The organism is Candidatus Pandoraea novymonadis (genome assembly GCF_003004665.1).
In the GTDB taxonomy this organism is placed as follows: domain Bacteria; phylum Pseudomonadota; class Gammaproteobacteria; order Burkholderiales; family Burkholderiaceae; genus Pandoraea; species Pandoraea novymonadis.
Window position 1 is genome coordinate 24677 of the sequence record NZ_MUHY01000003.1, and the last position, 25064, is coordinate 49740.

The window sequence follows — 25064 nt, forward strand, 5'->3', positions numbered from 1 at the left end:
ATTTCCTAAACTACAACAAATCTTATTTTCCACAGGAAAATGATCTTCCTCATGAAGCCTCGTGTCATCTAGGTGTTAAATCAATCAAGGATTACATAGAAGCAGATTCTTCTAGGCATAGATACAAAAACAAAGATATTGATATCTATAAGGACAGAATCAGGAGATAAAAAATTACCTGCAATTCTATATCTGTCGAATAGGGCCAAAAACGGGGACAACTGTGAGAAATACCTGAAAAAAACCAAAACCCACGATCGTTGATGCCTCACCAATGTCTACCAAAAAATAATCGTTTATCAAACTAAAGACTATCGGTGCTTTTTCCGAGCACGTGGATGTGCCTGGTCATAAACATTGGCAAGATGTTGAAAATCGAGTTTCGTGTAAATCTGTGTGGTCGAAATACTACTATGGCCTAGCATTTCTTGTACAGCACGCAAATCACCTGAAGACTGTAGCACATGTGTAGCGAACGAATGTCTTAGCATGTGAGGGTGCACATGCGTGGGCAATCCCGCGACCAATGCATGACGCGACAAACTTTGCTGGACTGCACGTGCACCAATACGCAATCCCCTCACAGAAAGAAATAATGCGTAGGGTTCAATTGCAGCCAATGTGGTCCTCAACGTCAGCCATTCTGACAATGCTTCAATAGCCTTTGATCCCACTGGTACACGTCTTCGTTTTCCCCCTTTACCTGTCACAACCACTTCACACTCATCCAAATCCAACCAACTGATTGATCTATACCCCTGGCATTCCACATAACGGTGATCAAGACTCGTCAATTCTGACAACCGTAAACCTGATGAATAAAGCAACTCGAACATTGCCCGATCACGTAGTCTGTTATCCGATGTCCGACGCTCAAAGCGCATCAATGCACCAGCTTGATCAGGAGACAACACCTTCGGTAATAACTTAGGATGCTTCGGTGCACGCACACCCTCGACTGGATTCACAGACAAAACACCATGCAACCCGAGCCAAGCGTAGTACCCACGCCAGGAAGATAGCTTACGAGAAATAGATCTCCCAACTAGTCCTACTGCATGCAGTTGCATCGCAAAATGTCGGAAATCTATATGCTTAAGCGAGGTTAACATACGCCCTTTCGCCAAAGTCTGGAGCTGTGCCAGATCACGAGCATAATACCTCAGGGTGTAGGTTGAAAGCTTACGTTCGATAGCAAGGCTCGTAAGGTAATCAATCAACGAGATACCATGCCCTTCAAAGGGAGTACAACCTATACAGCTATTTTTTTGTAATGCCGCGAGCGGCTCTGCAGTCAAAACCAGTGATGGTGTCACAGAAGCTTTATGGATTATCGTCAGAATCAACCTCTTAATTAATCGTGTACGCCGAACTTAACCAGTTACAAAGATAGCCAGCTCGATAAGCTGACCAAAAAATGTCAACATACTCTCAAATTAACATGGCCAGAATCTTCCTTAATCATCACGATCAGACCAAATACCGGGGGGAAACTCGATATACCAAGCTATAGGATTAGCTACATCAAAACTATTATTTATCCACCGCATGCCGTCACTAGACTCTCAGCAATTAATCGGAACGGCCTTCAATTTCCTTGGTTTTATCGCTCCATACTTCAATATATGGCCATATATGCGGACAAAACTGAAAAATTCAGGATACCGTTTCGTTCGTTGATCAATATCTATAGGATATCCATTCTGATCCGTTATTTCATTACATACCCATCCAATAGGAACAGAAAATGCATGAGTTAAAGTATTACGCACTGCATGCATACTGTCGTTCAACATCAGCAAGATCAATTTCACCTTCAAAAACCGTGACGGCCGGACCTCTCATGACAACAGCACCCTGTCCACCATCCCAATCGATGACTAATGCACCTCCATACATTTCAATAGTCACAGGCGTCATCAGTAAACCTCTACGAATCCCCGCGACTGCGGCTGCACAAGCGCCTGTACCACACGCAAGTGTCTCTCCTACGCCACGTTCATGGACTCGCAAGCGAGCACGATGATAATCAACAATCTCCAAAAATCCAGCATTCACACCTTTCTGAAAACGCAAATGACCCTCTATCAACGGCCCATCAAATTCGACCGGCTCGGTATCAATATTTTCGACCACCTGCACCGCGTGAGGGTTACCCATCGATACAACAGAAACCCACACGGTCTTATCCCTGATTACCAGGGGCCATAAAGTATCAGCACCTTCCTGCCGACCAGTCAAATCGCTGGCATCGAAAGGAATTTCTGATGGCGTGAGCTTCGGCACCCCCATATCGACGTTAACCTGACCATCTTCACGCATCGTAAGAATGATCACACCTTGCTGCACTTGTACACGTACCGAGCATTTATTGGTTAACCCTCTTTCACGAACAAATTTCAGGAAACAGCGAGCTCCATTGCCACAATGCTCGACCTCAGTGCCATCAGCATTGAAAATGCGATAGCGGAAATCAACATCATCAAGTTTTGAGCTCTCAACTAACAATAGCTGATCCGCACCAATACCAAAATGCCGATCGGCAAGCGCTCGCCATTGCTCAGAAGAAAAATTGATGGTCTGATGGATGCCATTAATTACGACAAAATCATTGCCCGTCCCATGCATCTTCGTGAATTTGAGCTTCATGATGCTACTATAATAGAGTTAGTCATGCATTAATCCCCAGAGATGTCAGACTCAACAAGTAAGTGAAATGCAAAAGATACCCCGTTCAATATACTCCCGGCTCACCTGCTGGTCGAGTTTTGAAACGTCTATGCATCCAGTAGTACTGCTCCGGCATTTTCAGAATTTGCTGTTCAAGAAAAATCATCATAAAACGCGCATCGGCTGTTGCATCCCCTGTCGGATAATTCGTCCAGGCCGGGAAAATTTTGATCCGATACCCTCGGTAGCCCGACAATACCTCAGTAATGAATGGCACCACTTGAGCACGACCCGCTTTTGCTAATCGTGAAATCGCCGTCAAAGTACACGTCTGCACCCCGAAAAATGATACAAACGTGGAGTTGCGCACACCATAATCCATATCTGCTGCGAGCATCACCGGTTTACGCTTTTTCAAAGCACGCAGTACATCACGAGCGCTGTCGGCACGTGGAATCATTTCCGCATCGAAACGCGCCCGCTGGCGCTTTGCCGTAATATCACAAGCCACATTCGACATCGGGGTATAAAGTGAAACACAAGGGCGTTTCAACGAGTAATTCAAAAAAAGTGAGCCTGCTTCAATGGCAACAAAGTGAAAACCTAAAAAAATAGTCGGGGGCAAATTCGGATCACTCAGATCTACCACTGAATCAACCTCAATTAACCGAGTTAGCTTATTCGCACTCGCAAACCATTGCACACTACGTTCAACATAACTACGAATAGCATGAACAAATGCTGCACAGGCAACTCGCTCTCGTGTGGCCTCATCCCAATCAGGAAAGCACAAGCGTAAATTAGCATGAACAACACGGCGCCGTTGACTAGGAATTATATAAAGTAAGTACCCTAAACCTACTCCAAAACGTGCGATCCAACTATAAGGTAATAAATTCAGCCCCCGTAAAAAATACATGCAGTAATGGACAATAGTTTTTTTGGTTGGCATCAAATTTTTCCTTATATACTTAGAATAGAGGAATATGGGAATCAAACACTACTGGTTAAGAGACTATTGCCATGTACCACAATGAGATATAATAACCGACATCGCCGAGTTAAATGACAAATTGCGGGGCGATGTCCTTCATTAAGGCTGCGAAAGTTTATTTTTTACTTGAAAGCCTATTTTTCCGCTAAATCGTCGCCGCTTCACACTCCGATGACGGCCACGTGACTTCACTTTCATCATTTGAGGAATTCGAAGTGGCAAACAATTATTTATTTACCTCTGAATCTGTTTCCGAGGGCCATCCGGACAAAGTGGCAGATCAAATTTCTGACGCCGTACTCGACGCGATCCTATCCAAGGATAAATACGCCCGTGTCGCCGCTGAAACATTATGCAACACAGGTTTAGTGGTACTCGCAGGCGAAATCACCACCACCGCTACTGTCGACTATCAGCAGATTGCGCGTGAAACAATCCGCCGCATTGGTTATAACAATACGGACTACGGTATCGACTATAAAGGTTGTGCGGTCCTGGTCGCTTACGATCGCCAGTCGCCTGACATCGCACAAGGCGTTGACTCTGCACAGGATGATAATTTTGACCAAGGAGCCGGTGATCAAGGATTAATGTTTGGTTACGCATGTGATGAAACACCCGAACTTATGCCACTTCCAATCCACCTGGCACACCGTTTAGTAGAACGACAGTCTCAGGTTAGACGTGACGGACGTCTAAAATGGTTACGCCCAGATGCGAAATCCCAGGTTACTATTCGCTATGTTAACGAACAACCGTACAGCATTGATACCATCGTACTATCGACACAGCATTATCCAGATGTCTCACTCAAGACATTGCGTGAAGCCGTAATCGAGGAAATCATCAAACCGGTCTTACCAAAAAATTTAGTCAAAGGCGATATCAAATTTCTGGTCAATCCAACAGGCCGTTTCGTCATCGGTGGTCCGCAAGGGGACGCTGGTTTGACCGGTCGTAAAATTATCGTCGACACTTATGGCGGTGCTGCGCCACACGGCGGGGGTGCATTCTCTGGGAAGGATCCTTCGAAGGTAGATCGGTCAGCCGCCTACGCCAGCCGTTACGTGGCGAAAAACATCGTCGCTGCTGGACTCGCTTCGAAGTGCTTGATCCAAGTATCCTATGCCATTGGGGTGGCCCGTCCTACATCAGTGATGGTCAATAGCTTCGGCACTGGAAAAATCAGTGACACCAAAATCACGCAATTGGTCGAGAAGCATTTCGACCTGCGTCCGAAGGGCATTATCCACATGCTCAACCTCCTGCGCCCCATTTACGAAAAATCCGCTGCCTACGGCCACTTCGGTCGTGAAGAGTTTGAATTCTCGTGGGAGTCTACCGACCGCGCCAGTGCCCTCCTAGCCGATGCGAGTCTGCGTATATGAATGACATAGTTAGAAATATTTATCAGATTCCACCAATAACAGGTTGTCTTATCTCACCAAAATTTCCTAATTAAGATAAACTTTCCCCACCAAGATCGCTATTACAGTTTTGAGTGCTTAACACTCTCATCGGTAAATGTTATTAAAATACGCAACTTATATAATCACTAAGATGATCCGAGTAACTACAAACTACTTTTTAGAGATAAGTGCAAAGTACATAAGGTGCGAAGTAAGCGAACAGCGAATACTGACCAGTTCTTAGCAATAGTCACCCCCTCAAGAAAAATATTGGGATTTATTTATTTCCATCCCATTTTTTCTAGACTAGAGTTAAGTCGACGTTGCGAATAAAAAGCCCAAGGCATCGCGTCAGTACAGAGAGGGACGGGATACAATCAAACGCATACTGGTCGGTCAAAATCTCTGATGTGAATCACTCGCCACGAAATCTTGGCTAAGGGAGGTCCTTGTCAAAATCAATCGCAGTACCGCACATACTAACAGCTATAGCTAAACGAGATACATATGGCGATCGAACGTACGCTCGCCATCACCTCTGATACACCGTAATCGGAATCCCGCACGGGTGTGGAACTCAAATGCACAATATACGGAATTGCTGCGCACAGTGTTTCATCGTAAACACAATATTTTTCTTTTTTTATTACGGGGTAAATATTCTTTTTCAACGTAAAGAGATTAGATCAATCTTCAAAATTGATCTAATACAGAACCGTACTAACACCTTAGTCTGCAATTAATATTTTGTGGGTGGCTATTTCATACTGGCCAAGTGTTAGTAGCACTAATATAAAGCATCACGGGACCCAGTTTGCATTTGATTATTTTCGACCAATCCTCTCAGGGGAGGTGATCGAAGCGATCGCAAACGCGACTGCATAGTTTTTCTCATCTGTAATCGTAATATCGACCACAAGATCACGAGCTGCCAGCCAATCAGCCAACACACCAGAAACAATTGCCAGTGGTCGACCGGATGGCTCATTCAACGTTTGCATCGAACGCCACGTCATCGGCATGTGCATACCAAGACCAATCGCCTTGGATACGGCCTCTTTAGCCGCAAAACGCGTCGATATATAAGCAAGTCCACGCATCACCGAGCATGCATTACGCTCATGATAAATCTTCAATTCATCAGGACCAAGTACACGCGTAGCGAAACGACCTTTCGTGAGCTCCATCACACGAACGATTCGCCTTATATCCAGAATATCCGTACCAATTCCGTAGATCATATTAAGACATGTTTTTTTTGAAAAACACAGTGATCATCTTAATCAGTGCCTCGCCGACAATCTGCTACCAATAATAATTGCCTTCATCTCACGTACGGCGTTTTCCCAACCACAAAAGATAGCGTGCGCAACAATCGCATGACCGATATTCAGCTCAGTAATCCCCTGGATCGCTGCGATCGCCTCTACATTCTGATAATGTAACCCATGTCCCGCATTCACCTTGAGTCCAAGCGATAGTCCCAGTAATACGCTACGCTCAATACGTAATAATTCTAGTTGCCGCATTTCTTCATCATGCGCTGCAGCATAACGACCGGTATGCAGCTCAATCACCGGTACACCTATACGAGCAGCCGCACGAATAGATACTTCATCAGGATCAATGAATAATGAAACACGACTGTCAACTGCTGTCAGTCGTTCAACCGCAGCAGCAACACTGTCGTACAATCCCAGAATGTCGAGCCCTCCCTCAGTAGTCAATTCTTCACGCTTCTCCGGCACAAGGCAAACGTCTTGCGGCTTTACTTGGCAAGCGATACTCAACATCTCTTCCGTGACTGCACACTCTAGATTCATTCGGGTGACCAGTCGAGTGCGCAGATTAATCACATCAACATCCTTAATATGACGACGATCCTCCCGTAAGTGCAACGTAATGAAGTCAGCACCTGCCATTTCAGCGAGCAACGCAGCTTGAATGGGATCAGGATAAACAGTACCACGTGCATTCCGCAAGGTTGCGACATGATCGATATTCACACCCAAATTGATGCCAGAAGAATGATGGAAAAGATTCATAAAATTAGAATTTTTGAAGATCTAGTAGGATTTTTCGCGTGTTCAACGGTACTCCACCCAAATGATAATTAAGCAAAAATCTCATTAAGGATTTGCATTGTTGCACAGTCTTCACTCGCGAGTAGTCATCCTGTTGAATATCGATGAGCGTTTGTCCTGTAACAATGGGCCACTCCACAGGCTCATCACCATACGTCGGCCGAACACCACATTCTGGATCAAACACATAATGCCGTTCCGGTAATACACGTGAGCCCGTCTGAACGCATCGATCGAATGCGACAGCATAGCCAGTCTCACACAGTAACACGCGCTCAAATACACGTAAAATAATGCCAGGTGACTCATCTTGCGCCAAATGATGCAGTGTCGCAAGATAACGGTTGAAAAGTTTTTCATGGGAATCTTCACGGGCACAGAACCTAACGATCAGCTCATTCAGATAAAAACCCGATAACAACGCATCACCTTCAAGTGGCCGTAAACCACCAACCCACTCGGCTTTAATGAGTGTCCGAAGTTCAGCTTTACCGCTCCATGCTAAAGCAAACGGCTGGAACTTCTGCAGCACACCACGCAAAGCAGAATGTGGACGCTTTGCGCCTTTTGCGATTAGAGCCAACCTCCCATAATCACGGGTAAGTACATCAATAATTAAACTAGTTTCACGATATGGATAGCTATGCAGCACAAATGCAGGCTGCTCTAACACGCGTGTGTTTAGATGCACTGTCCGACGTGATGAACCTCGAGGAACAGTTGACTTTAGTTCTCTTTTTTCCAACAAATCAGGTACGACACTAACGCTAACATGAGAAGCAACTGCGGCACCATCGGCATCAATGTCATTCATAGCCATACGTTCGTAAACTTGTCTCGTTATCTGCCCAACCGCTCTTGACCTTAATAAAGACTTCGAGATATACCGGTCCATCGAATAGCTTCACCATATCGAGTCGGGCTTCGGTGCTGATCTTCTTAAGCTTTACCCCCTTCGCACCAATGATTATGACTTTATGACTATCACGATTGACCAAAATAGTTGCAAAAATACGACGCAGCTTGCCTTCCTGCTCAAACCTATCAATGATAACCGTACTGGTATAAGGCAGCTCATCACCCATCGAACGAAAAATCTTCTCCCGCAAAATTTCGGCAGCCAAAAAACGCTCACTACGATCGGTAAGGTCATCTACACCATACATCGGTTTCCCTTCTAAAAGATATGGACGCAAACTCACCAGCAAACGCTCAATGTAATCCTGACGTTTCGCAAACATAGGAATAACCTCCCGAAAATCACGCAATTCGCTCATTTTTTGCAGGAAAGCAAAAAAGCTACGCTTGTCATAGATACGATCCATCTTATTGAGCAAGAGAATAATTGAAACATTATTTGGCAATAATTTAAGTACCCTCTCGTCGTCTACGCCAAATTTACCTGCTTCAATTACAAACACCACAACATCAACACCCGAAAGGGTTGATGTCACTGCACGATTGAGTGAGCGATTCAAGGGCGTAGTATGCCGAGTTTGGAAACCAGGAGTATCAATAAATACGAATTGTGCATCATCAGTAGTGCGTATACCGATAATACAATGCCGCGTCGTCTGTACCTTACGTGACGTAATGCTAATTTTCTGGCCAACCAATGCATTCAGCAACGTTGATTTGCCCACGTTGGGACGCCCGACAATCGCCAACGTACCGCAGCGAAAATCTGAGATTTCATTCATGTCAGTCTCTTTCTTTAGGTACAAAAGCAGCTGAATCAGCGCAATAGGAATCAACAATATCCAAACTCAACACTTGAAGCGTTGGCCAGTAGTAGTACAACGTGTCCTTAATAAGAATTACAGCATTGAGAATCTCTATGGTAAAAGACACAGCTACCATGCCATCATTTAAAACTCCTTGCACTCATCATGAATCCACGGGGCTCAGTGAGGCATCGAATCCAAATCTATCGAAGATGTTAACGTACTTTCGCGACACACTCTTTTTTTCGCTCAGCCTTAGGATACGTAAGTGCCAATGTTTTCTCTGCTGCTTCAATCGCTTTCTTCGCTGCCACCTGTTCAGCCGCACGGCGACTTGGGCCGGATCCGTCCACCTTCACATTGAGCTTAGGCACGATACACTCCACCTCAAATTGCTGATTATGGGCAGTCCCATGTATCGCAATCACCGAATATTGCGGTAATGCAATCTTGTATCCCTGTAAATACTCTTGCAATAGGGTCTTCGCATCCTTTCCCAAGGTTTTGAGATCCACACGATCCAGCACTCCAACATAAAGTCTCTCGATGAGAGCATAAGCCGCATCGAAACCACCATCGAGACACACAGCGCCAAACAATGCCTCAAGTGCATCAGCAAGAATCGAAGGTCGACGGAAACCACCACTTTTGAGCTCACCTTCGCCAAGCCGTAGGAAATCGGAAAGCCCAAGTATTTGTGCAATCTCGCACAAGGATTGCTGTTTGACAAGATTAGCTCGTACACGCGAAAGATCACCCTCGTCGAGTTTTGGGTAGCGACGAAATAGGAAGATTGCCACTGCAAAGTTCAGGATAGAGTCTCCAAGGAACTCCATACGTTCATTGTTCATGGCACTGTGACTGCGATGTGTTAGTGCTTGGGACAACAATTCCGCATCATGAAAATGATACTGGAGGCGTTCTTCCAGCAAATTAAGAACTTGAGACATGCAGTAAGTATAGAGTAATGGGTCTGGCTCCAGTGTGAAACATAGCCAAGAACAAACTTTTTAAATATACATCAAGGAAAGTCTTCACAAGGAGAATAGGTAATCATCTAGCAACGATTTACCTATCAGACAGTACGCCAACATTTCATTGTTTCCTAAGATGCCTACATAAAAAATCACTCTAACTCAAAAATATATTGAATTATTAAGATTCATAAATATTTCGAAACCCCGCACGAGTGCAGTAACTTGCGTTCATTAAACGTCAATGTAAGACACCCAAACGCTTTAAATCCAAAAAATTCATCCAAATGAAGAATGCACGGCCAACAATATTCTTATCGGGCACAAACCCCCAATAACGACTGTCCGCACTATTATCACGATTGTCCCCCATCATAAAGTAATAACCAAGTGGTACATTACAGATGACACCCTCCTTGTTATAAGTACAATTCTCACGAAATGGGAAATCTTCAGTATTTAGGATATAAGACGGCATATTCGGATCTTTAAGAATACGATGCTTTACCGCACCAATCTCTTCTTCGTACTGCTTGAAATAAGCAATGTGCTCAGTATCAAAGTAGTCAGATACGGGAATTTCTGGCACTGACTTGCCATTGATCGTCAAGTGTTTACTCTGGTATGCAATAACATCACCTGGCAAACCCACCACTCGCTTAATGTAATCTATCGATTCATCTTTCGAGTAACGGAAAACCATTACGTCACCGCGCTTAGGATCACCAATATCAAATATCTTTTTGTTGATCACTGGTAAACGAATGCCGTACTGATACTTATTCACAAGAATAAAATCACCAGGAAGCAATGTCGGCCCCATAGAGCTCGATGGAATCTTAAACGGTTCGACAACAAAAGAGCGCAGAATGAATACCATAAAGATTACTGGAAAAAAACTGGCGGAATATTCGATCCACCAAGGTTCGCGCAAAAGATCGTTTTGTACTTTGTCTCGAGCCTGCATAACCTCATCTGGCAACGGAACACTATCGGTTCCAGATACTGCCGTCGAAATCTGCTGTTGATCAAAATCAACCAAAGCCGCGCGAGCAGCACGGAAGCGTTTCGGTTGCAATAACAATTTTTCCGTTACCCAGGCTACGCCTGTCACGATCACTAGAATGAAGAGAATCAGGGTAAAATTCATTCGCAAATCTTCTATCCGCTTTTATTTAAAGCCTACTATTAGTCATCTTCCACTTGCAAAATGGCAAGAAAAGCTTCCTGCGGGATCTCAACTGAACCCACTTGTTTCATACGCTTCTTACCTTCTTTTTGCTTTTCGAGCAACTTTTTCTTACGAGAGATATCACCACCATAACACTTGGCCAGCACATTCTTCCGCAATGCCTTGATGTTTTCACGTGCAATAATATTGGCACCGATTGCTGCTTGAATTGCCACATCGTACATCTGACGCGGAATGATCTCACGCATCCTAGCAGCTATCTGACGTCCGCGCTGCTGGCTAACCGATCGATGCACAACGATTGACAGAGCATCGACTTTCTCACTGTTAATCAACATATCAACTTTCACAACGTCTGCGACACGATACTCCTTAAACTCGTAGTCCATGGAAGCATAACCACGCGATACGGATTTCAAGCGATCGAAGAAATCGAGTACAATTTCAGCCATGGGCATTTCATAGGTCAGCTGCACCTGGCGACCGTGATAACTCATATTAATTTGCACGCCACGCTTCTCCATACACAATCCGATAACTGATCCCACATACTCCTGAGGCATATATAAATTCACAGTGACAATTGGCTCTAGTACCGCGTCAATATCCCATGGATCTGGCATCTTTGATGGATTTTCCACGATAACCGTCGTACCGTCACGCCTTGCAACCTCATAGACCACTGTGGGAGCGGTGGTGATGAGGTTCATATCAAATTCGCGTTCAAGACGCTCTTGCACAATTTCCATGTGCAACAGACCAAGAAAACCACAACGAAAACCAAAACCTAGTGCTTCTGAAACTTCTGGCTCATACTTTAAAGCTGCATCGTTGAGATGAAGCTTTTCTAAAGATTCGCGCAAAATGCCATACTGATTGGATTCAATTGGATACAAACCAGCGAACACCTGCGGCTTCACTTCCTTAAAACCGGGAAGAGGTTCTTGTGCTGGCCGCGTTGTCGTGGTAAGAGAATGCGTCACAGTATCTCCCACCTTAGCCGCACTCAATTCTTTTATACCGGAAACAATGAAACCCACTTCTCCCGCCGACAAGGATTTTCGACATTGAGATTTTGGTGTAAATACACCGACTTGCTCAACTAAATAGGCTGCACCAGTTGCCATCAACTGAATCTTTTCCTTTGGCTTAATCGTACCGTTGATGATGCGAACAAGCATCACTACACCTACGTAGTTATCGAACCAGGAATCGATAATCAGCGCCTGCAACAGGGCTTCCGGATTGCCTTTAGGTGGCGGCACTTTATTAATCAGAGCCTCAAGTACATCGATTACTCCATCGCCTGTCTTTGCTGAGCAACGCATAGCATCAGTAGCGTCTATACCAATCACATCTTCAATTTCCTGAATCGCTCTCTCAGGATTCGATGATGGTAGGTCAATCTTATTGAGTACCGGCACCACTTCTACACCGAGCTCAATCGCTGTATAGCAATTCGCAACAGTCTGTGCTTCAACACCTTGTGTAGCATCAACAACAAGTAATGCCCCTTCACATGCGGACAACGAGCGGCTAACTTCATACGAGAAGTCCACATGTCCTGGTGTATCGATTAAATTCAATTGATAAACAACACCATCACATGCCTTATATTGCAGCGCTGCTGTTTGTGCTTTGATCGTGATCCCTCGCTCACGCTCAAGATCCATCGAATCAAGCACTCGGGCTTCCATTTCCCGCCCGGACAAACCACCGCTCAACTGGATAATGCGATCAGCCAGGGTTGATTTTCCATGATCAATATGAGCGATGATCGAAAAATTACGAATATGATCCATAAAGCAAAAATAAAATAAAGCAGCACTGAATAATTTAGCTTAATCAGGCAACCACAAAAAATCAGCCAAATTTTAGCTGAAAGAAAATACATCAAGGAATCTGTTGACAGTAGAACTGAACATTCATAAAAAATAGCAAGCTTAATGGTTTTAATAAGCGACAGTAAGCATCAAAAAATAAGATTCCAGGGGGAAGATATAGCATCAGCAACGACCATTGATACATTCATTTTCTCGCTTGGTAGAAATTATTTCGCTCATGACACTCACGAATGCAGCAGATCAAACTGAATAATACCGCTACAGCGCAAAAGGATTCCACTACGTAGTTTCCATCAAGTGCTTTAACAATCTCCTTTAACTACTTGGCCGACGTAATCTCGGTATCACCTAGACTCAACAATACTTCACACCCATATACTTCGAGCTCTTTGAAAAATCGGTGAATCATAAATATTCACAATGATTCCCCTGACGAACACAACAATGAAACCATGCACATTGATCAATCCAGAACATTCCCAGATTTATGGCAACATAAAGTTTGTAAAGTTTGAATAAACAGTCAAAATCACATCGCTTTCCCTGATGATCGCGACCGTGCTTATATTTTTAAGATTAAATGGCAAAGCGCAACGCTTGGTAAGTGTGATGAAAATACTTTTCACCCCATCAGCAACATACACATTGATAATGATGCAGCAATCACTCCCATATGATGAAGCCAGATCACCCCTACGTTCTTCTATTCATTAAGGGCGTGAGATCTCCATTCCTTGGAGAAATTCTTTTCCAGTCACGACATGACAACAAAACATTAATTATTGGAATAACATCATCATATCGCCATCTATACCAAACGACAATCGACCGCCTATGATGCGCAGAGTTGTAAAATTTTTACAATAGTAAACCTGTATTATAGATAACACATAAAGTCTCGAGTCTGTAAAAACTTCCAGTGTAAAGACCATCCAGCAGAAAAAAAGGATTATCAAATTCCACAACAATCGCCGCATCTACAAAAAACGATAAGTCATATGGATGAAAAATACCATTCACAACAACATTAAAATTATTAAGAAAGCATAAAAATCAAACAGGCACTCACTATGTGTTAGATATGCTTAAAAACGAGAGTACCGTTAGTGCCACCAAACCCGAAAGAGTTCTTCAATGCAACATCAATCTTCATATCTCTGGCTACATTGGCACAGTAGTCCAAATCACAATTCGGATCTTGATTGAAGATATTAATGGTTGGAGGCGAAATTTGATGATGGACAGCAAGCACTGTAAAAACAGACTCCAAACCACCAGCACCACCGAGTAAGTGGCCCGTCATCGATTTTGTCGAATTAACAACTACCTGTTTTTTTAAGCTTCCCATCAAACGCTTGACAGCGAGAGTTTCTGCGACATCTCCTAACGGAGTCGATGTTCCATGTGCATTGACGTAGTGCACAGAATCAGCACTCAAACCAGCATCACGCAATGCAGCACGCATCGAACGTAGTCCACCATCTCCATCTTCGCACGGCGCAGTCATGTGATATGCATCAGCACTCATACTAAATCCGATCAATTCAGCGTAAATATTTGCACCACGCTTCTTTGCATGCTCGTATTCCTCAATCATCATTACGCCAGCACCTTCACCAAGCACAAAACCATCACGGTCTTTATCCCAAGGACGGCTAGCCGTCATGGGATCATCATTACGTGTCGAAAGAGCCCGCATGGCACCAAATCCACCAATCCCGAGAGGTGACACCGTCGACTCAGCACCCCCTGCTAGCATCGCATCTGCATCGCCGTATTGAATTATTCTTGCTGCCTGGCCAATACAATGCAATCCCGTGGTACAAGCGGTAACAAGCGCTAAATTAGGGCCTTTCATACCGTACTTAATCGACAAGTGCCCGGAGATCATATTAATGATCGAGCCAGGCACAAAGAAAGGGGAAATTTTACGTGGCCCGCCGTTAATCAAATCAGTTTGTGTTTGCTCTATCATCGGCAGACCACCAATGCCAGAGCCAACAATCACACCTATCCGTTCAGAATTCGCCTCCGTGATTTCCAAACCGCTATCTTCCATAGCCTGAATGCCTGCAGCAAGGCCGTAGTGTATAAAGGTATCCATGCGACGCGTATCCTTGACGGACAGATATTTCGTCACATCAAAACCTTTGACTTCACCGGCAAAACGCACAGGAAAACTCGCGGCATTGAACTTCGTAATATTAGCGATGCCTGAATGACCAGCAATAATATTGGACCACCCATCTGCAACAGTGTTGCCAACAGGTGAAATCAATCCCAGGCCAGTAATGACAACTCGGCGACGGCTCACGATACTCCCTCTTGTTTTTCTGCTGCTTCATACAATCAAAAAGCCACAAAAGCGGCAGGATACCCACCCTACGCTCACTGAAGCTAACAGGCTTGCGGGTTATCGATACCTCGGCCGGCGACGAAGTCACCGAACCAGTTTATGCTTTGACATTAGCAGTTGCATAATCAACTGCTTGCTGCACTGTTGTGATCTTTTCAGCCTCTTCGTCCGGAATTTCCATCCCGAACTCTTCTTCCAGTGCCATCACCAGCTCAACGGTATCGAGCGAGTCAGCGCCAAGATCGTTCACGAACGAAGACTCGTTCTTGATTTCTGCTTCTGCAACGCCGAGTTGTTCGGCGACGATCTTCTTGACGCGTTGCTCAATGTTATCCATGCGACCCTCCGGGTAATTAATTCAGAGAAATGCGCGCATTTTAACAGGTTTAACAGACAAAGCCAGCTCACAAAAAACTACATGACCACACAAAAAATTATTAAAAATTTAATAACGTACTTAAATTTGAATTAACCCATAAACATTCCACCATTCACGTGTAAGGTGACGCCAGTAATATAAGAAGCCTGTGACGACGCGAGGAATCCGACAGCATAGGCAACCTCCTCAGGTTTCCCCAGACGGCCAAGCGGAATTTGTTGCTTCAATACCTCATGCTGAGTGTCCCCCAGTACTTTTGTCATGTCTGTATCGATAAAGCCCGGCGACACACAGTTAACAGTAATATTTCGACTACCGATCTCACGCGCCAACGCACGCGCCATACCTGAAACACCCGCCTTAGCTCCCGCATAGTTAGCTTGTCCAGGATTTCCTACCGCTCCAACAACCGATGTAATATTGATAATGCGGCCATAACGCGTCTTCATCATCAATTTCAACCCAGCGCGCGACAAACGGAAAACAGCCTTAAGATTAGTGTCAATGACGTCATCCCATTCATCGTCCTTCATACGCATCACCAAATTGTCGCGTGTAATGCCGGCATTGTTGACCAAAATGTCTAACTTACCGTAGATTGATATTAGATTCTTGATTGCAGCAGCTACACCTTCAGCATCGGTCACATCCATCACAATACCAATACCACTCAAGTTAGCTTCAGCAAGATAAGCACTGATACCTTCAGCGCCTACATCACTAGTAGCCGTTCCAATCACAAAAGCACCCTGCCGCGCCAATTCCAATACAATAGCGCGACCAATGCCTCGAGAAGCACCAGTGACTAACGCCATTTGGTTTTCGAGTTGCTTGCTCATCAATATCTCCGAGATTTTATTTTAGCAGTGTCATGGCTTCGGTTAACGAAACTGGATCGTTGATAGATAGGCCAACAAGTTCACCATTGATACGCTTGGTGAGCCCAGTCAACACTCTGCCTGGACCGCATTCCACCACATGCGTTACGCCGTTAGCTGCAAGCATCTGCACACTATCTGCCCAAAAGACTGGGGATGCAGCTTGACGCACAAGTGCGTCCTTGATGCGGTCAACGTCCGTCTCAATCGCAACATCCACGTTATTGATCAACGGAATTTTCGGAGTTGTAAACGTTAGTCTCGCAAGATAATCACGCAAATAATCAGATGACGGTTTGAGCAACGATGAATGAAATGGCGCAGAAACCGGGAGTACGAGTGCGCGCCTGGCGCCAGCAAGTTTCGCCAATACACAGGCTCTATCCACGCCAGCCCTCTCACCAGCGATCACCACTTGTGCTGGTGCATTAAAATTAACGGGCTCAACAAGACCAACAGCTGATGCTACCAAACATACTTGACGTACAACATCATCGTCAAGCCCCAGTACGGCAGCCATTCCTCCCTGTCCCACTAATACAGCATCTTGCATAGCTTGCGCACGGTAGCGTACTAAAGGCACAGCATCCCTGAATGAAATAACACCAGACGCGACAAGCGCAGCATATTCGCCTAGACTATGCCCGGCAACGAATGCTGGTGCAGCACCACCTTCTGCAAGCCACGCACGGTAAATAGCACAGGCCGCCGCCAACATCGCAGGCTGTGTATTGATTGTCAAATTCAGATCTTCGGCAGGCCCTATTGAGATCAATTTTTCCAAATCCTGCCCAATGGCCTCCGAAGCTTCGGCAAGCGTCTCACGCACAGCATCGTTATCTCCGAAGGAGTCGAGCATACCGACTGTTTGGGAACCTTGTCCAGGAAAAACAAAAGCATATATCATGTTGATTACTTCTATATCGGCTTCTGAAAAGCACTGAGATGGTAAAATACTATGATAAAAATCCCATCCAGAAAAAATCGCTTATCTAATTTACATGCAGAACAGAATAGCACCCCATGTAAAACCCCCACCTACTCCCTGGACCATCACACGATGACCCGAATGAATACGACCATCCCGAACAGCCACATCCAGTGCAAGTGGAATTGACGCTGCAGAGGTATTTCCGTGCTGATCTACAGTAATCACCATCTTTTCATCTGAGACACCAAGCTTCTTCGCCGTGCTTGTCATGATTCGTAGATTCGCTTGATGAGGAATCAACCAATCGATCAATGAACTATCAATTCCTGCTTTATCAAGCACTTCATGCGCCACTTTCTCAAGCACCTTCACAGCAAGTTTAAAAACCGCTTGACCATCCATCTGGAGAAATGCCTGCCCTGCAACCATACCACCCTGAACATTGCCCGGAACACAGAGAATATTTGCATGACTGCCATCAGCGTGTAATACACTCGACAACACACCAGGCTGCCTCGATTGTTGTAAAACAATCGCACCTGCACCATCCCCGAACAGTACACACGTAGTGCGGTCATTGAAATCGAGGAGACGAGAAAACACTTCCGTACCGATCACAAGTGCATTACGGTATACCCCTGAACGAATCAAATTATCCGCCATCGAGAATGCATAGACAAAACCAGAGCACACTGCCTGAATGTCGAACGCCGCGCCGCCATTCTTAATACCAAGCTTCGACTGCACCAGACAAGCAGTACTCGGAAAAACAAAGTCAGGTGTAGACGTGGCAACGATGATCAAGTCAATCTCGCTTGCCTTCAGCTTCGCCATTTCAAGAGCGCGGCACGCCGCTTCGAGTGCCATGTCGCTACTGGTCTGCTCGGGGGCGGAAAAATGACGCGCCCGAATGCCCGTACGAGAAACGATCCACTCGTCGCTCGTCTGAATACCACGCCTAGCCAACTCATCAACTAATTGTTGATTAGTAACACGACAAAGCGGCAAATAACTTCCAGTACCAATAACACGAGAATACATCGCAGACTGGGTCATTATATCAATGGTTAAAACGGGGCAATGCTCGACAGGGGAATTGCCCCTTCAAGATCCATTTGATTTTCATTCATAGCGGCAGACAAGCGTTCAAGTACGCCATTTCGAACTGCATCATAACCCCGTTTAATAGCCCATTCAAATGCGAATGAATCAGCAGAACCATGACTTTTTATAACCAAACCCCTCAACCCAAGTAAAGCAGCTCCGTTATAGCAACGATGATCAACACGATGCTTGAACCGTTTCAACACTGGCATGGCAAGCATAGCTATGAACTTTGTCCACCAAACGCGATAAAACTCTTCCTTTATCATGTCACCTAACATCTGGGCCAACCCTTCAGAAGTTTTGAGTGCCACATTACCGACAAAACCATCACAGATGACGATGTCAGTGGTCCCCTTATAGATATCGTTGCCTTCAACATTGCCATAGAAGTTGAGAGTAGACGCCCGCAGTAACTCAGCAGCATGTTTAATAACGTCATTACCCTTAAGTACTTCTTCTCCGATATTAAGCAAGCCAATAGTCGGTGATTCTTTGCCATCGAGAGCCCCTACAAGCGCGTGACCCATCTCAGCAAATTGAAGCAAGTGGGTCGCTTGGCAATTAACATTGGCACCCAAATCAAGCATCGTGGTATAACCGCTCTTCTGATTAGGAAAAACCGTAGCGATTGCAGGACGCTCAATCCCAGCTAAAGTTTTCAAAACATAACGTGAAACTGCCATAAGTGCCCCTGTATTTCCAGCAGAAATACAAGCTTGCGCACGCCCCTCTTTCACAAGATTCAACGCAATTCGCATCGAAGAATTTTTCTTCCTGCGCAAGGCAGTCTCTACAGAATCATCCATTGTGACCACTTCGTCTGCATTAATCACAGACAAACGCGGATGGGAAGTCACTTGCAACTTCATAAGCTGCTCGTTGATAGCCGGTTCCTTCCCCACGAGCAAAAGCGAAACATCGTAGGTGGACTGTACAAAAAGAACTGCAGCGGGCACCGTAACCGATGGGCCATAATCACCGCCCATGCAGTCAATGGTCATTGTGACAGTCATGCGTATCGCCGTTTTTTGATGAGTCTTACATTGAGAGAAAAAAAATGGCAGCAGAATCACTGCAGCCATTTTTGAAAAATTTGTCGATCAATTCGTGTATCCACAGTGATTTGAGAAAACGCGAATTCGACTCGCGGGGGGACCGATTAATCGTTCTTCGTTTTGACAACCTTTCGACCACGGTAAAAACCATTTAACGAGATGTGGTGACGCAGATGGACCTCACCCGAGGTCGGCTCAACAGCCGTCGATGGCCCAGTTAAAAAATCGTGAGAACGATGCATACCCCTCTTTGATGGGGATTTCTTATTCTGTTGAACTGCCATTGTAACTCCTCAAAATGCTTTAGGATTCTAACACAGTTCAGTGTCGATTTTGGTGTCGACCAATGCATTCTGTGCTACTTACGTAAATATATTACCCTCTACTTTCCATGCTTACCCAACGGTCGCTTCAACGATGCCAAAACCGAGAACGGAGAGCATATTTCTCTCTTTTTTTTCGAAGTTTGGGGCAACGGCTCGACCAAACCATCACTTCCTGTAACTAAGCTGGCATGTACAACAGGACAAACAGAATGCTTGGGGACTATGGGCATAGAAAGCAATAATTCTTCTTCAATCAAAATTTTCATATCGAACTGCTTTGATCCAACAAGCACTTCGAATTTATCCTGGCCCACTAGAGAAATATCATCAGCTTTCACTTCGTGAGTTACGATCTTAAATGTTGTCTCAGATGTAAGAAACTCTTGGTATGGCATCAAACATCGTTGACACTCTAACCACATAGGGCCATTCAGCGCTAATTTAAGAAAAAGTTCAGACTGCGGCATGCTATTGACCCGTGGAACAAGATTTTCAAAGCCTTCAATACGCCAATGAAAAACCTGCGATGCCAATTCAGCTTCTGCAACATCTTCCGGAACTGCAGTCAACATACGGGACAACGCCATCAAATGCACATCCCCTGTAACAAGACGACCATTCCGTGCGAACTCAAACAAATCGATGATGTATCCGTGATTCATGTTCTTCATCTTAGAAAATCAATGAACACGCACAATGCAAAATTATTCCCTAAGACCACAAAAAATACAGGAAATTTCACACCATTTTACTCTTCTTTCGTAGTATTCTTCCGTTGAAGACAGAAAATGAGGCTAAGATTGTAGGTAATTTTTTTCTTTTCGTCAAACAACAAAAACACGATGTTGCAACAAACTTACTCCCTCACTTTAGGCAACAATCCGCCACCGTTGGTTCTTGCCTCTAGTTCACAGTACCGTCGTGAATTACTGGGTCGACTACAATTAGACTTCGAAGTTTGCACACCAAACGTCGACGAAACACCTCTCACTGGAGAATCGGCAACTAATACCTCGTTGCGTTTAGCTCGCCAAAAAGCAGAATTCGTTGCCCTCAAACACCCCGATGCAATCGTAATTGGTTCGGACCAGATCGTCACTCTAGATAATCACCAAATTGGCAAGCCAATTAGTCATGAAACGGCAATGGCTCAATTACGCATGATGCAAGCACAAGTAGTTGAGTTTCATTCGGCACTCTGTGTATTGGACGCACGCACAAAATTCTCACAAGTAAAAGATGTAGTTACAGTGGTAAAGTTTCGCGATTTACCTGAAAGCATTCTGGATGCATACCTTCACGCAGAAATGCCGTACGATTGCGCTGGCGGCCTAAAGTCAGAGGCGATGGGCATCATTCTATTGGAAAAAATCGAAAGCGATGACCCAACGGCGCTAATCGGCTTACCTTTAATTACGCTGACTACTATGCTAATGAATGTGGGTATTAAATTACCAAGAGCGAAAAAAACAACGTCATCTATCTCACCCACGATACGCTAGCCAAAAAATCATTTTTATAAGTGCTTACACATTGACATAAGAAGAGTGCTTGGCATTTCAAAATACGATTGATGTACTATTAATCGATAGGTGTACCTCCAGAAAACACCTAACGCATACTGAAAAAAGGAAGCTCGGCAATTAATGCATTCATAGTAAACGTGCCGACGAATGCCAAAAATCGTCGAACCATAAGCTCAGGAAACCCATATTTCACAGTATAGTCGACTAAGTGAGGCGCCTTGACGATATCACGCGCAACACTACTCACACTTCCAAAACCATCCGCCAGCCCGAGATCAACACTTTTCTGTCCTGTCCAGAAAAGTCCTGTAAAAATCTCCGGATTGTCTTTTAGACGATCCCCTCGGCCTTTCCTAACTGCATCGATAAACTGTTGATGAATCTCATCCAACATATTTTGAGCATGAACTTTTTGTCCATCTGACTGAGGTGAAAAAAGATCGAGGAAACCCTTATTTTTACCAGCCGTCAGCAATCGACGCTCGACTCCCAATTTATCCATCAACCCCGTAAAACCAAAACCATCCATCAATACACCAATCGAACCCACAAGGCTTGCTTTATCAACGTAGATTCGAGTTGCGGCGGAGGCAACATAATATCCACCTGACGTGCAGATCTCCTCTACCACAACATAGAGTGGCTTCTTTGGATATTTGACCCGCAAGCGCATAATATCGTCGTAAATAATACCAGCCTGGACTGGACTACCCCCAGGGCTATTAATACGTAATATCACCGCTGCAGCTTTCGCATCATCAAAAGCAGAAGCCAAAGCATTATTAATGTTTTCTGCACTGGCCTTCCCTTCTGTGCCAATCTCACCATTCAACGAGACAAGAGCAGTATGCCTTCCACTACCCGCCACAACGGTGGAACTACCAACGCCAAAATCGAACACATAGCACGCAATCAAACCAATAATTGCAAATACAAAAAAACGGAAAAAAATTTTCCAGCGTCTTGCTCGACGCTGTTCCTTGATACTCTCCATCAAAACTTTTTCGAGCATTTCACGCTCCCACGCCTTTGTCTCCCCAGCAGATCCGATCTCCCCATGAGTCCCCTGATCACTCCCAAGTCCAACAGACATAGACTTGCGATGAAGGACATCAGACAGAAAATTGTCAGTCATATAAATTCCAGTGAAAACATAAATCGCGCATTCTACGACGACACCAAAAATAAAAGCACGTGCGCGATACGCTGAAAAACACACTTCCCGTTCAATAAATAAAATTTATTACATCAAGACAAACTATGATCACACGATACTGGAACGTCTATAGACGTTCCAGTATCAGTCTGAACAAAAAAAATAACGGAATCAGCGCCTGTGCCACGCTCTACAATATTTAGCTTGCGTAGCCATGAGCCGCTGCATAAATCAGTCACACAGCGACCAGTATTCGGTTCGAATATTACACCGTGGGTTGCACATATTAGATATTGTCCTGTTTTTTCGAAGAATTCACCTTCCTGCCAATCTAACTCCATCGACATATGTACACACTGATTGACGTAGCCAAAAACCGCACCATCATACCGAATCACGAAAGCGGGTGTAACGTGTCCATCAATCTCAATTTCAAAACGCACACCACGTCCACGATCGACCAAATCAACGCCGCGGCAAATTTGGACTACAGATATATCAATCATCAGGCACGCTCCAACAACCATTCGTACAGTTCAAACACACTGCTGGCAATGTAGTTTGGCGAAAAAGCCTCCAACTGTTCTCGTGAATACGCTCCCCCATAGCATACTCCAACGCTCGCGGCACCAGCATTTTTAGCCATCTGTAAATCGTCCGTCGTATCCCCAATCATCACTGTTCGACTGAGATCCTGCCCCAACTCCAATGCAAGCTCTTGAAGCATAGAAGGATGCGGCTTAGAAAAAGTCTCGTCGGCACAGCGAGTAGCATCAAATAAACCCATCAGACCAGTTTCCTCAAGCGCACGATTCAAGCCGACGCGCGATTTTCCTGTAGCTACAGTCAAAAAACATCCTCGAGTGTGCAGCTCATCCAATAGTTCACGCACACCCTCAAATAGAACAATAGTACTGCGGCTCCTTAAGTGATGATAACGATAACGCTCCGAAAAACGTGAATAATACATCCGATTGAGTGTTGGAACAGCTATTTGCAAAGCATCGTACAGACTAAAGCCAATTATACGATCAGCACATTCATACGCCGGCACCGGCAAATGAAAATCTCGACAGACTTCCTGTATACAGCGAATACTAGGCGTCGAATCCATCAACGTCCCGTCCCAGTCGAAGGCGATCATTTCAAATTCAGGTCTTTGCATTAGTCAAAGTGTCACGAAGTTGTTTCAAAAATTGTTCGCAATCCTCTGGCAAAGGAGCCTCCAAGGCAATCGATTTCCCCAACACAGGGTGTGTAAAACGCAATCGCCATGCGTGTAAAAACATCCGTTTAATGCCTGGTTTTAGGCCTGGTTTAGCTAAGACTTTGTTCAAGGAAAAATCACCATACTTATCATCGCCCAAAATCGGCGAGCCCAAATGCGCTAAATGCACACGAATCTGATGTGTGCGACCGGTTTTCAGTTCTGCTTCCAGCAAAGTATAAGGTGGCAAAGACTCTATTCGCCGAAATACTGTATGCGCGGCTTGTCCGTCTTTTTGCACTCGAACACGACGCTCTCCGCCGGCAGTGATGTACTTACAGAGAGGCAACTTCACAGTACACTGACGTTCAACCCATTCTCTTCCAACGCAAGCAATATACCTCTTATCCAGTCTATTATTGCGGATCTGTTCATGCAAGCCAAGTAAAGCTGACCTTTTTTTTGCCAATAAAAGGATACCCGATGTCTCTCTGTCGAGACGATGTACTAACTCGAGAAATTTCAGATGTGATAGCGATTGACGCAACTGTTCTATTACTCCAAATGAGACTCCACTGCCTCCATGCACAGCTACTCCGGATGGCTTGTGAATTGCCAATATATAGTCGTCCTCAAATAGGACAGGAAATTTTTCTTTCGGAACCTCAAAAAGGGCATCACGCTTCGGCATACGAACTGGTGGAACACGCACGATATCACCCAAAATCAATCGATATGTAGCATCTATACGCCCTTTATTGACACGCACTTCGCCACTGCGCATGATGCGATAAACATGGCTTTTTGGTACACCTTTAAACTCATGCAACAAGAAATTATCAATTCGCTGACCAGCAGAACCTTCGTCAATCTGCAGCATTCGCGCCTGAGGTACAGCTACGAATGAAGATAATTCTTCTCGGTTTTTGCCTAACTCATTCATTATGAATATAATTTGTGGAACAAAGATTGGCGGTAGCAAAGAAACTCAATCCCCATCTTTGCCGGTATAAGTACAAAAGCGTTATTTTACTTGTACCCTGGGTCGGCTGCTCGCCCGGAATATAAAAGAGCAGAGAGATAGACGTATGGCACATCAGTGACGGCAAGAAACGAGCCCATAGGCCGATTCAGTTGTATTAGAGTGCCGCGGATAGAGTTACTGGATATGGAATTTGGCGGACAACCTATAGAGTTTCAGAAGGCTGGCCGCTTTGTAAATAATACTCACGCTCAAAGTCAAACATTGAGG

Annotated in this window: 23 protein-coding genes and 2 pseudogenes; 2 read left to right on the top strand and 23 right to left on the bottom strand. The window is 44.8% G+C overall.

The features are described 5' to 3' along the window. Nucleotides 1–311: 311 nt before the first annotated feature. The 3 genes from xerC to BZL35_RS04140 form a co-directional block, all read right to left on the bottom strand. On the bottom strand, nucleotides 312–1226 hold the full coding sequence (gene xerC / locus BZL35_RS04130; RefSeq protein WP_106183042.1) for a tyrosine recombinase XerC: 915 nt from the start codon (nucleotides 1224–1226) through the stop codon (nucleotides 312–314). 538 nt (nucleotides 1227–1764) lie between these two features. Then, nucleotides 1765–2649, bottom strand: a complete 885-nt coding sequence (dapF, locus tag BZL35_RS04135) for a diaminopimelate epimerase (protein WP_106182990.1) — start codon at nucleotides 2647–2649, stop codon at nucleotides 1765–1767. Nucleotides 2650–2734: 85 nt separating this feature from the next. Next, nucleotides 2735–3622 (bottom strand): lipid A biosynthesis lauroyl acyltransferase, encoded by an 888-nt coding sequence (locus tag BZL35_RS04140; RefSeq protein WP_106182991.1) that lies wholly within the window; start codon nucleotides 3620–3622, stop codon nucleotides 2735–2737. Between the two features lie 257 nt (nucleotides 3623–3879). On the opposite strand from BZL35_RS04140, the gene metK reads away from it, so the two are divergent. Then, on the top strand, nucleotides 3880–5052 hold the full coding sequence (metK, locus tag BZL35_RS04145) for a methionine adenosyltransferase (protein ID WP_106183043.1): 1173 nt from the start codon (nucleotides 3880–3882) through the stop codon (nucleotides 5050–5052). 845 nt (nucleotides 5053–5897) lie between these two features. Here metK and acpS read toward each other — a convergent pair. The 16 genes and pseudogenes from acpS to BZL35_RS04225 form a co-directional block, all read right to left on the bottom strand. Then, nucleotides 5898–6314, bottom strand: a complete 417-nt coding sequence (gene acpS / locus BZL35_RS04150) for a holo-ACP synthase (RefSeq protein WP_106182992.1) — start codon at nucleotides 6312–6314, stop codon at nucleotides 5898–5900. A gap of 42 nt (nucleotides 6315–6356) precedes the next feature. Further along, complete coding sequence (gene pdxJ, locus BZL35_RS04155; RefSeq protein WP_106182993.1) at nucleotides 6357–7118, bottom strand: pyridoxine 5'-phosphate synthase; 762 nt, start codon at nucleotides 7116–7118, stop codon at nucleotides 6357–6359. A 4-nt stretch (nucleotides 7119–7122) separates the two neighbouring features. Then, nucleotides 7123–7977, bottom strand: coding sequence for a DNA repair protein RecO (gene recO / locus BZL35_RS04160; protein WP_420837022.1), 855 nt, complete (start codon nucleotides 7975–7977; stop codon nucleotides 7123–7125). Further along, nucleotides 7964–8857: a GTPase Era gene (gene era / locus BZL35_RS04165; protein WP_106182994.1), complete on the bottom strand. Its 894-nt coding sequence runs from the start codon at nucleotides 8855–8857 to the stop codon at nucleotides 7964–7966. The genes recO and era overlap by 14 nt, the downstream gene beginning before the upstream one ends. A gap of 1 nt (nucleotide 8858) precedes the next feature. Further along, entirely contained in the window at nucleotides 8859–9017 is a 159-nt protein-coding gene (locus tag BZL35_RS05045) for a hypothetical protein (protein WP_181276556.1), read from the bottom strand. A gap of 103 nt (nucleotides 9018–9120) precedes the next feature. After that, nucleotides 9121–9831: pseudogene (gene rnc, locus BZL35_RS04175) on the bottom strand (ribonuclease III); the annotation flags it as partial. A 265-nt stretch (nucleotides 9832–10096) separates the two neighbouring features. Then, nucleotides 10097–11005 (bottom strand): signal peptidase I, encoded by a 909-nt coding sequence (gene lepB, locus BZL35_RS04180; protein WP_106182997.1) that lies wholly within the window; start codon nucleotides 11003–11005, stop codon nucleotides 10097–10099. 38 nt (nucleotides 11006–11043) lie between these two features. Continuing rightward, nucleotides 11044–12849 (bottom strand): translation elongation factor 4, encoded by a 1806-nt coding sequence (lepA, locus tag BZL35_RS04185; RefSeq protein ID WP_106182998.1) that lies wholly within the window; start codon nucleotides 12847–12849, stop codon nucleotides 11044–11046. A 1117-nt stretch (nucleotides 12850–13966) separates the two neighbouring features. Further along, nucleotides 13967–15205, bottom strand: a complete 1239-nt coding sequence (gene fabF / locus BZL35_RS04190) for a beta-ketoacyl-ACP synthase II (protein WP_106182999.1) — start codon at nucleotides 15203–15205, stop codon at nucleotides 13967–13969. 139 nt (nucleotides 15206–15344) lie between these two features. Continuing rightward, nucleotides 15345–15584, bottom strand: coding sequence for an acyl carrier protein (gene acpP, locus BZL35_RS04195; RefSeq protein WP_106183000.1), 240 nt, complete (start codon nucleotides 15582–15584; stop codon nucleotides 15345–15347). A 131-nt stretch (nucleotides 15585–15715) separates the two neighbouring features. Further along, the gene (gene fabG / locus BZL35_RS04200; protein WP_106183001.1) at nucleotides 15716–16465 is read right to left on the bottom strand and encodes a 3-oxoacyl-ACP reductase FabG; all 750 of its coding nucleotides are present in this window, start codon (nucleotides 16463–16465) and stop codon (nucleotides 15716–15718) included. A 16-nt stretch (nucleotides 16466–16481) separates the two neighbouring features. After that, entirely contained in the window at nucleotides 16482–17411 is a 930-nt protein-coding gene (gene fabD / locus BZL35_RS04205) for an ACP S-malonyltransferase (protein WP_106183002.1), read from the bottom strand. Nucleotides 17412–17501: 90 nt separating this feature from the next. Further along, complete coding sequence (locus BZL35_RS04210; protein ID WP_106183003.1) at nucleotides 17502–18491, bottom strand: beta-ketoacyl-ACP synthase III; 990 nt, start codon at nucleotides 18489–18491, stop codon at nucleotides 17502–17504. A gap of 50 nt (nucleotides 18492–18541) precedes the next feature. Further along, nucleotides 18542–19555: pseudogene (gene plsX / locus BZL35_RS04215) on the bottom strand (phosphate acyltransferase PlsX); the annotation flags it as partial. A 146-nt stretch (nucleotides 19556–19701) separates the two neighbouring features. Continuing rightward, entirely contained in the window at nucleotides 19702–19881 is a 180-nt protein-coding gene (gene rpmF, locus BZL35_RS04220; protein ID WP_106183004.1) for a 50S ribosomal protein L32, read from the bottom strand. Nucleotides 19882–19979: 98 nt separating this feature from the next. Then, nucleotides 19980–20594 (bottom strand): DUF177 domain-containing protein, encoded by a 615-nt coding sequence (locus tag BZL35_RS04225; RefSeq protein ID WP_106183005.1) that lies wholly within the window; start codon nucleotides 20592–20594, stop codon nucleotides 19980–19982. Nucleotides 20595–20765: 171 nt separating this feature from the next. Here BZL35_RS04225 and BZL35_RS04230 point away from each other — a divergent pair, with 171 nt between their 5' ends. Beyond that, on the top strand, nucleotides 20766–21425 hold the full coding sequence (locus BZL35_RS04230) for a Maf family nucleotide pyrophosphatase (RefSeq protein WP_106183006.1): 660 nt from the start codon (nucleotides 20766–20768) through the stop codon (nucleotides 21423–21425). A 109-nt stretch (nucleotides 21426–21534) separates the two neighbouring features. On the opposite strand, the gene BZL35_RS04235 is transcribed toward BZL35_RS04230, so the two are convergent. From BZL35_RS04235 to BZL35_RS04250, 4 genes are all read right to left on the bottom strand, one after another. Continuing rightward, nucleotides 21535–22542, bottom strand: a complete 1008-nt coding sequence (locus BZL35_RS04235; protein ID WP_420837023.1) for a S49 family peptidase — start codon at nucleotides 22540–22542, stop codon at nucleotides 21535–21537. 155 nt (nucleotides 22543–22697) lie between these two features. Then, the gene (locus tag BZL35_RS04240; RefSeq protein WP_181276557.1) at nucleotides 22698–23111 is read right to left on the bottom strand and encodes a Rieske (2Fe-2S) protein; all 414 of its coding nucleotides are present in this window, start codon (nucleotides 23109–23111) and stop codon (nucleotides 22698–22700) included. Next, nucleotides 23111–23770, bottom strand: a complete 660-nt coding sequence (locus BZL35_RS04245) for an HAD-IA family hydrolase (RefSeq protein WP_106183008.1) — start codon at nucleotides 23768–23770, stop codon at nucleotides 23111–23113. Before BZL35_RS04245 ends, BZL35_RS04240 begins: the two co-directional genes overlap by 1 nt. After that, nucleotides 23757–24755: an RluA family pseudouridine synthase gene (locus BZL35_RS04250; protein WP_106183009.1), complete on the bottom strand. Its 999-nt coding sequence runs from the start codon at nucleotides 24753–24755 to the stop codon at nucleotides 23757–23759. Before BZL35_RS04250 ends, BZL35_RS04245 begins: the two co-directional genes overlap by 14 nt. Nucleotides 24756–25064: the final 309 nt, after the last annotated feature.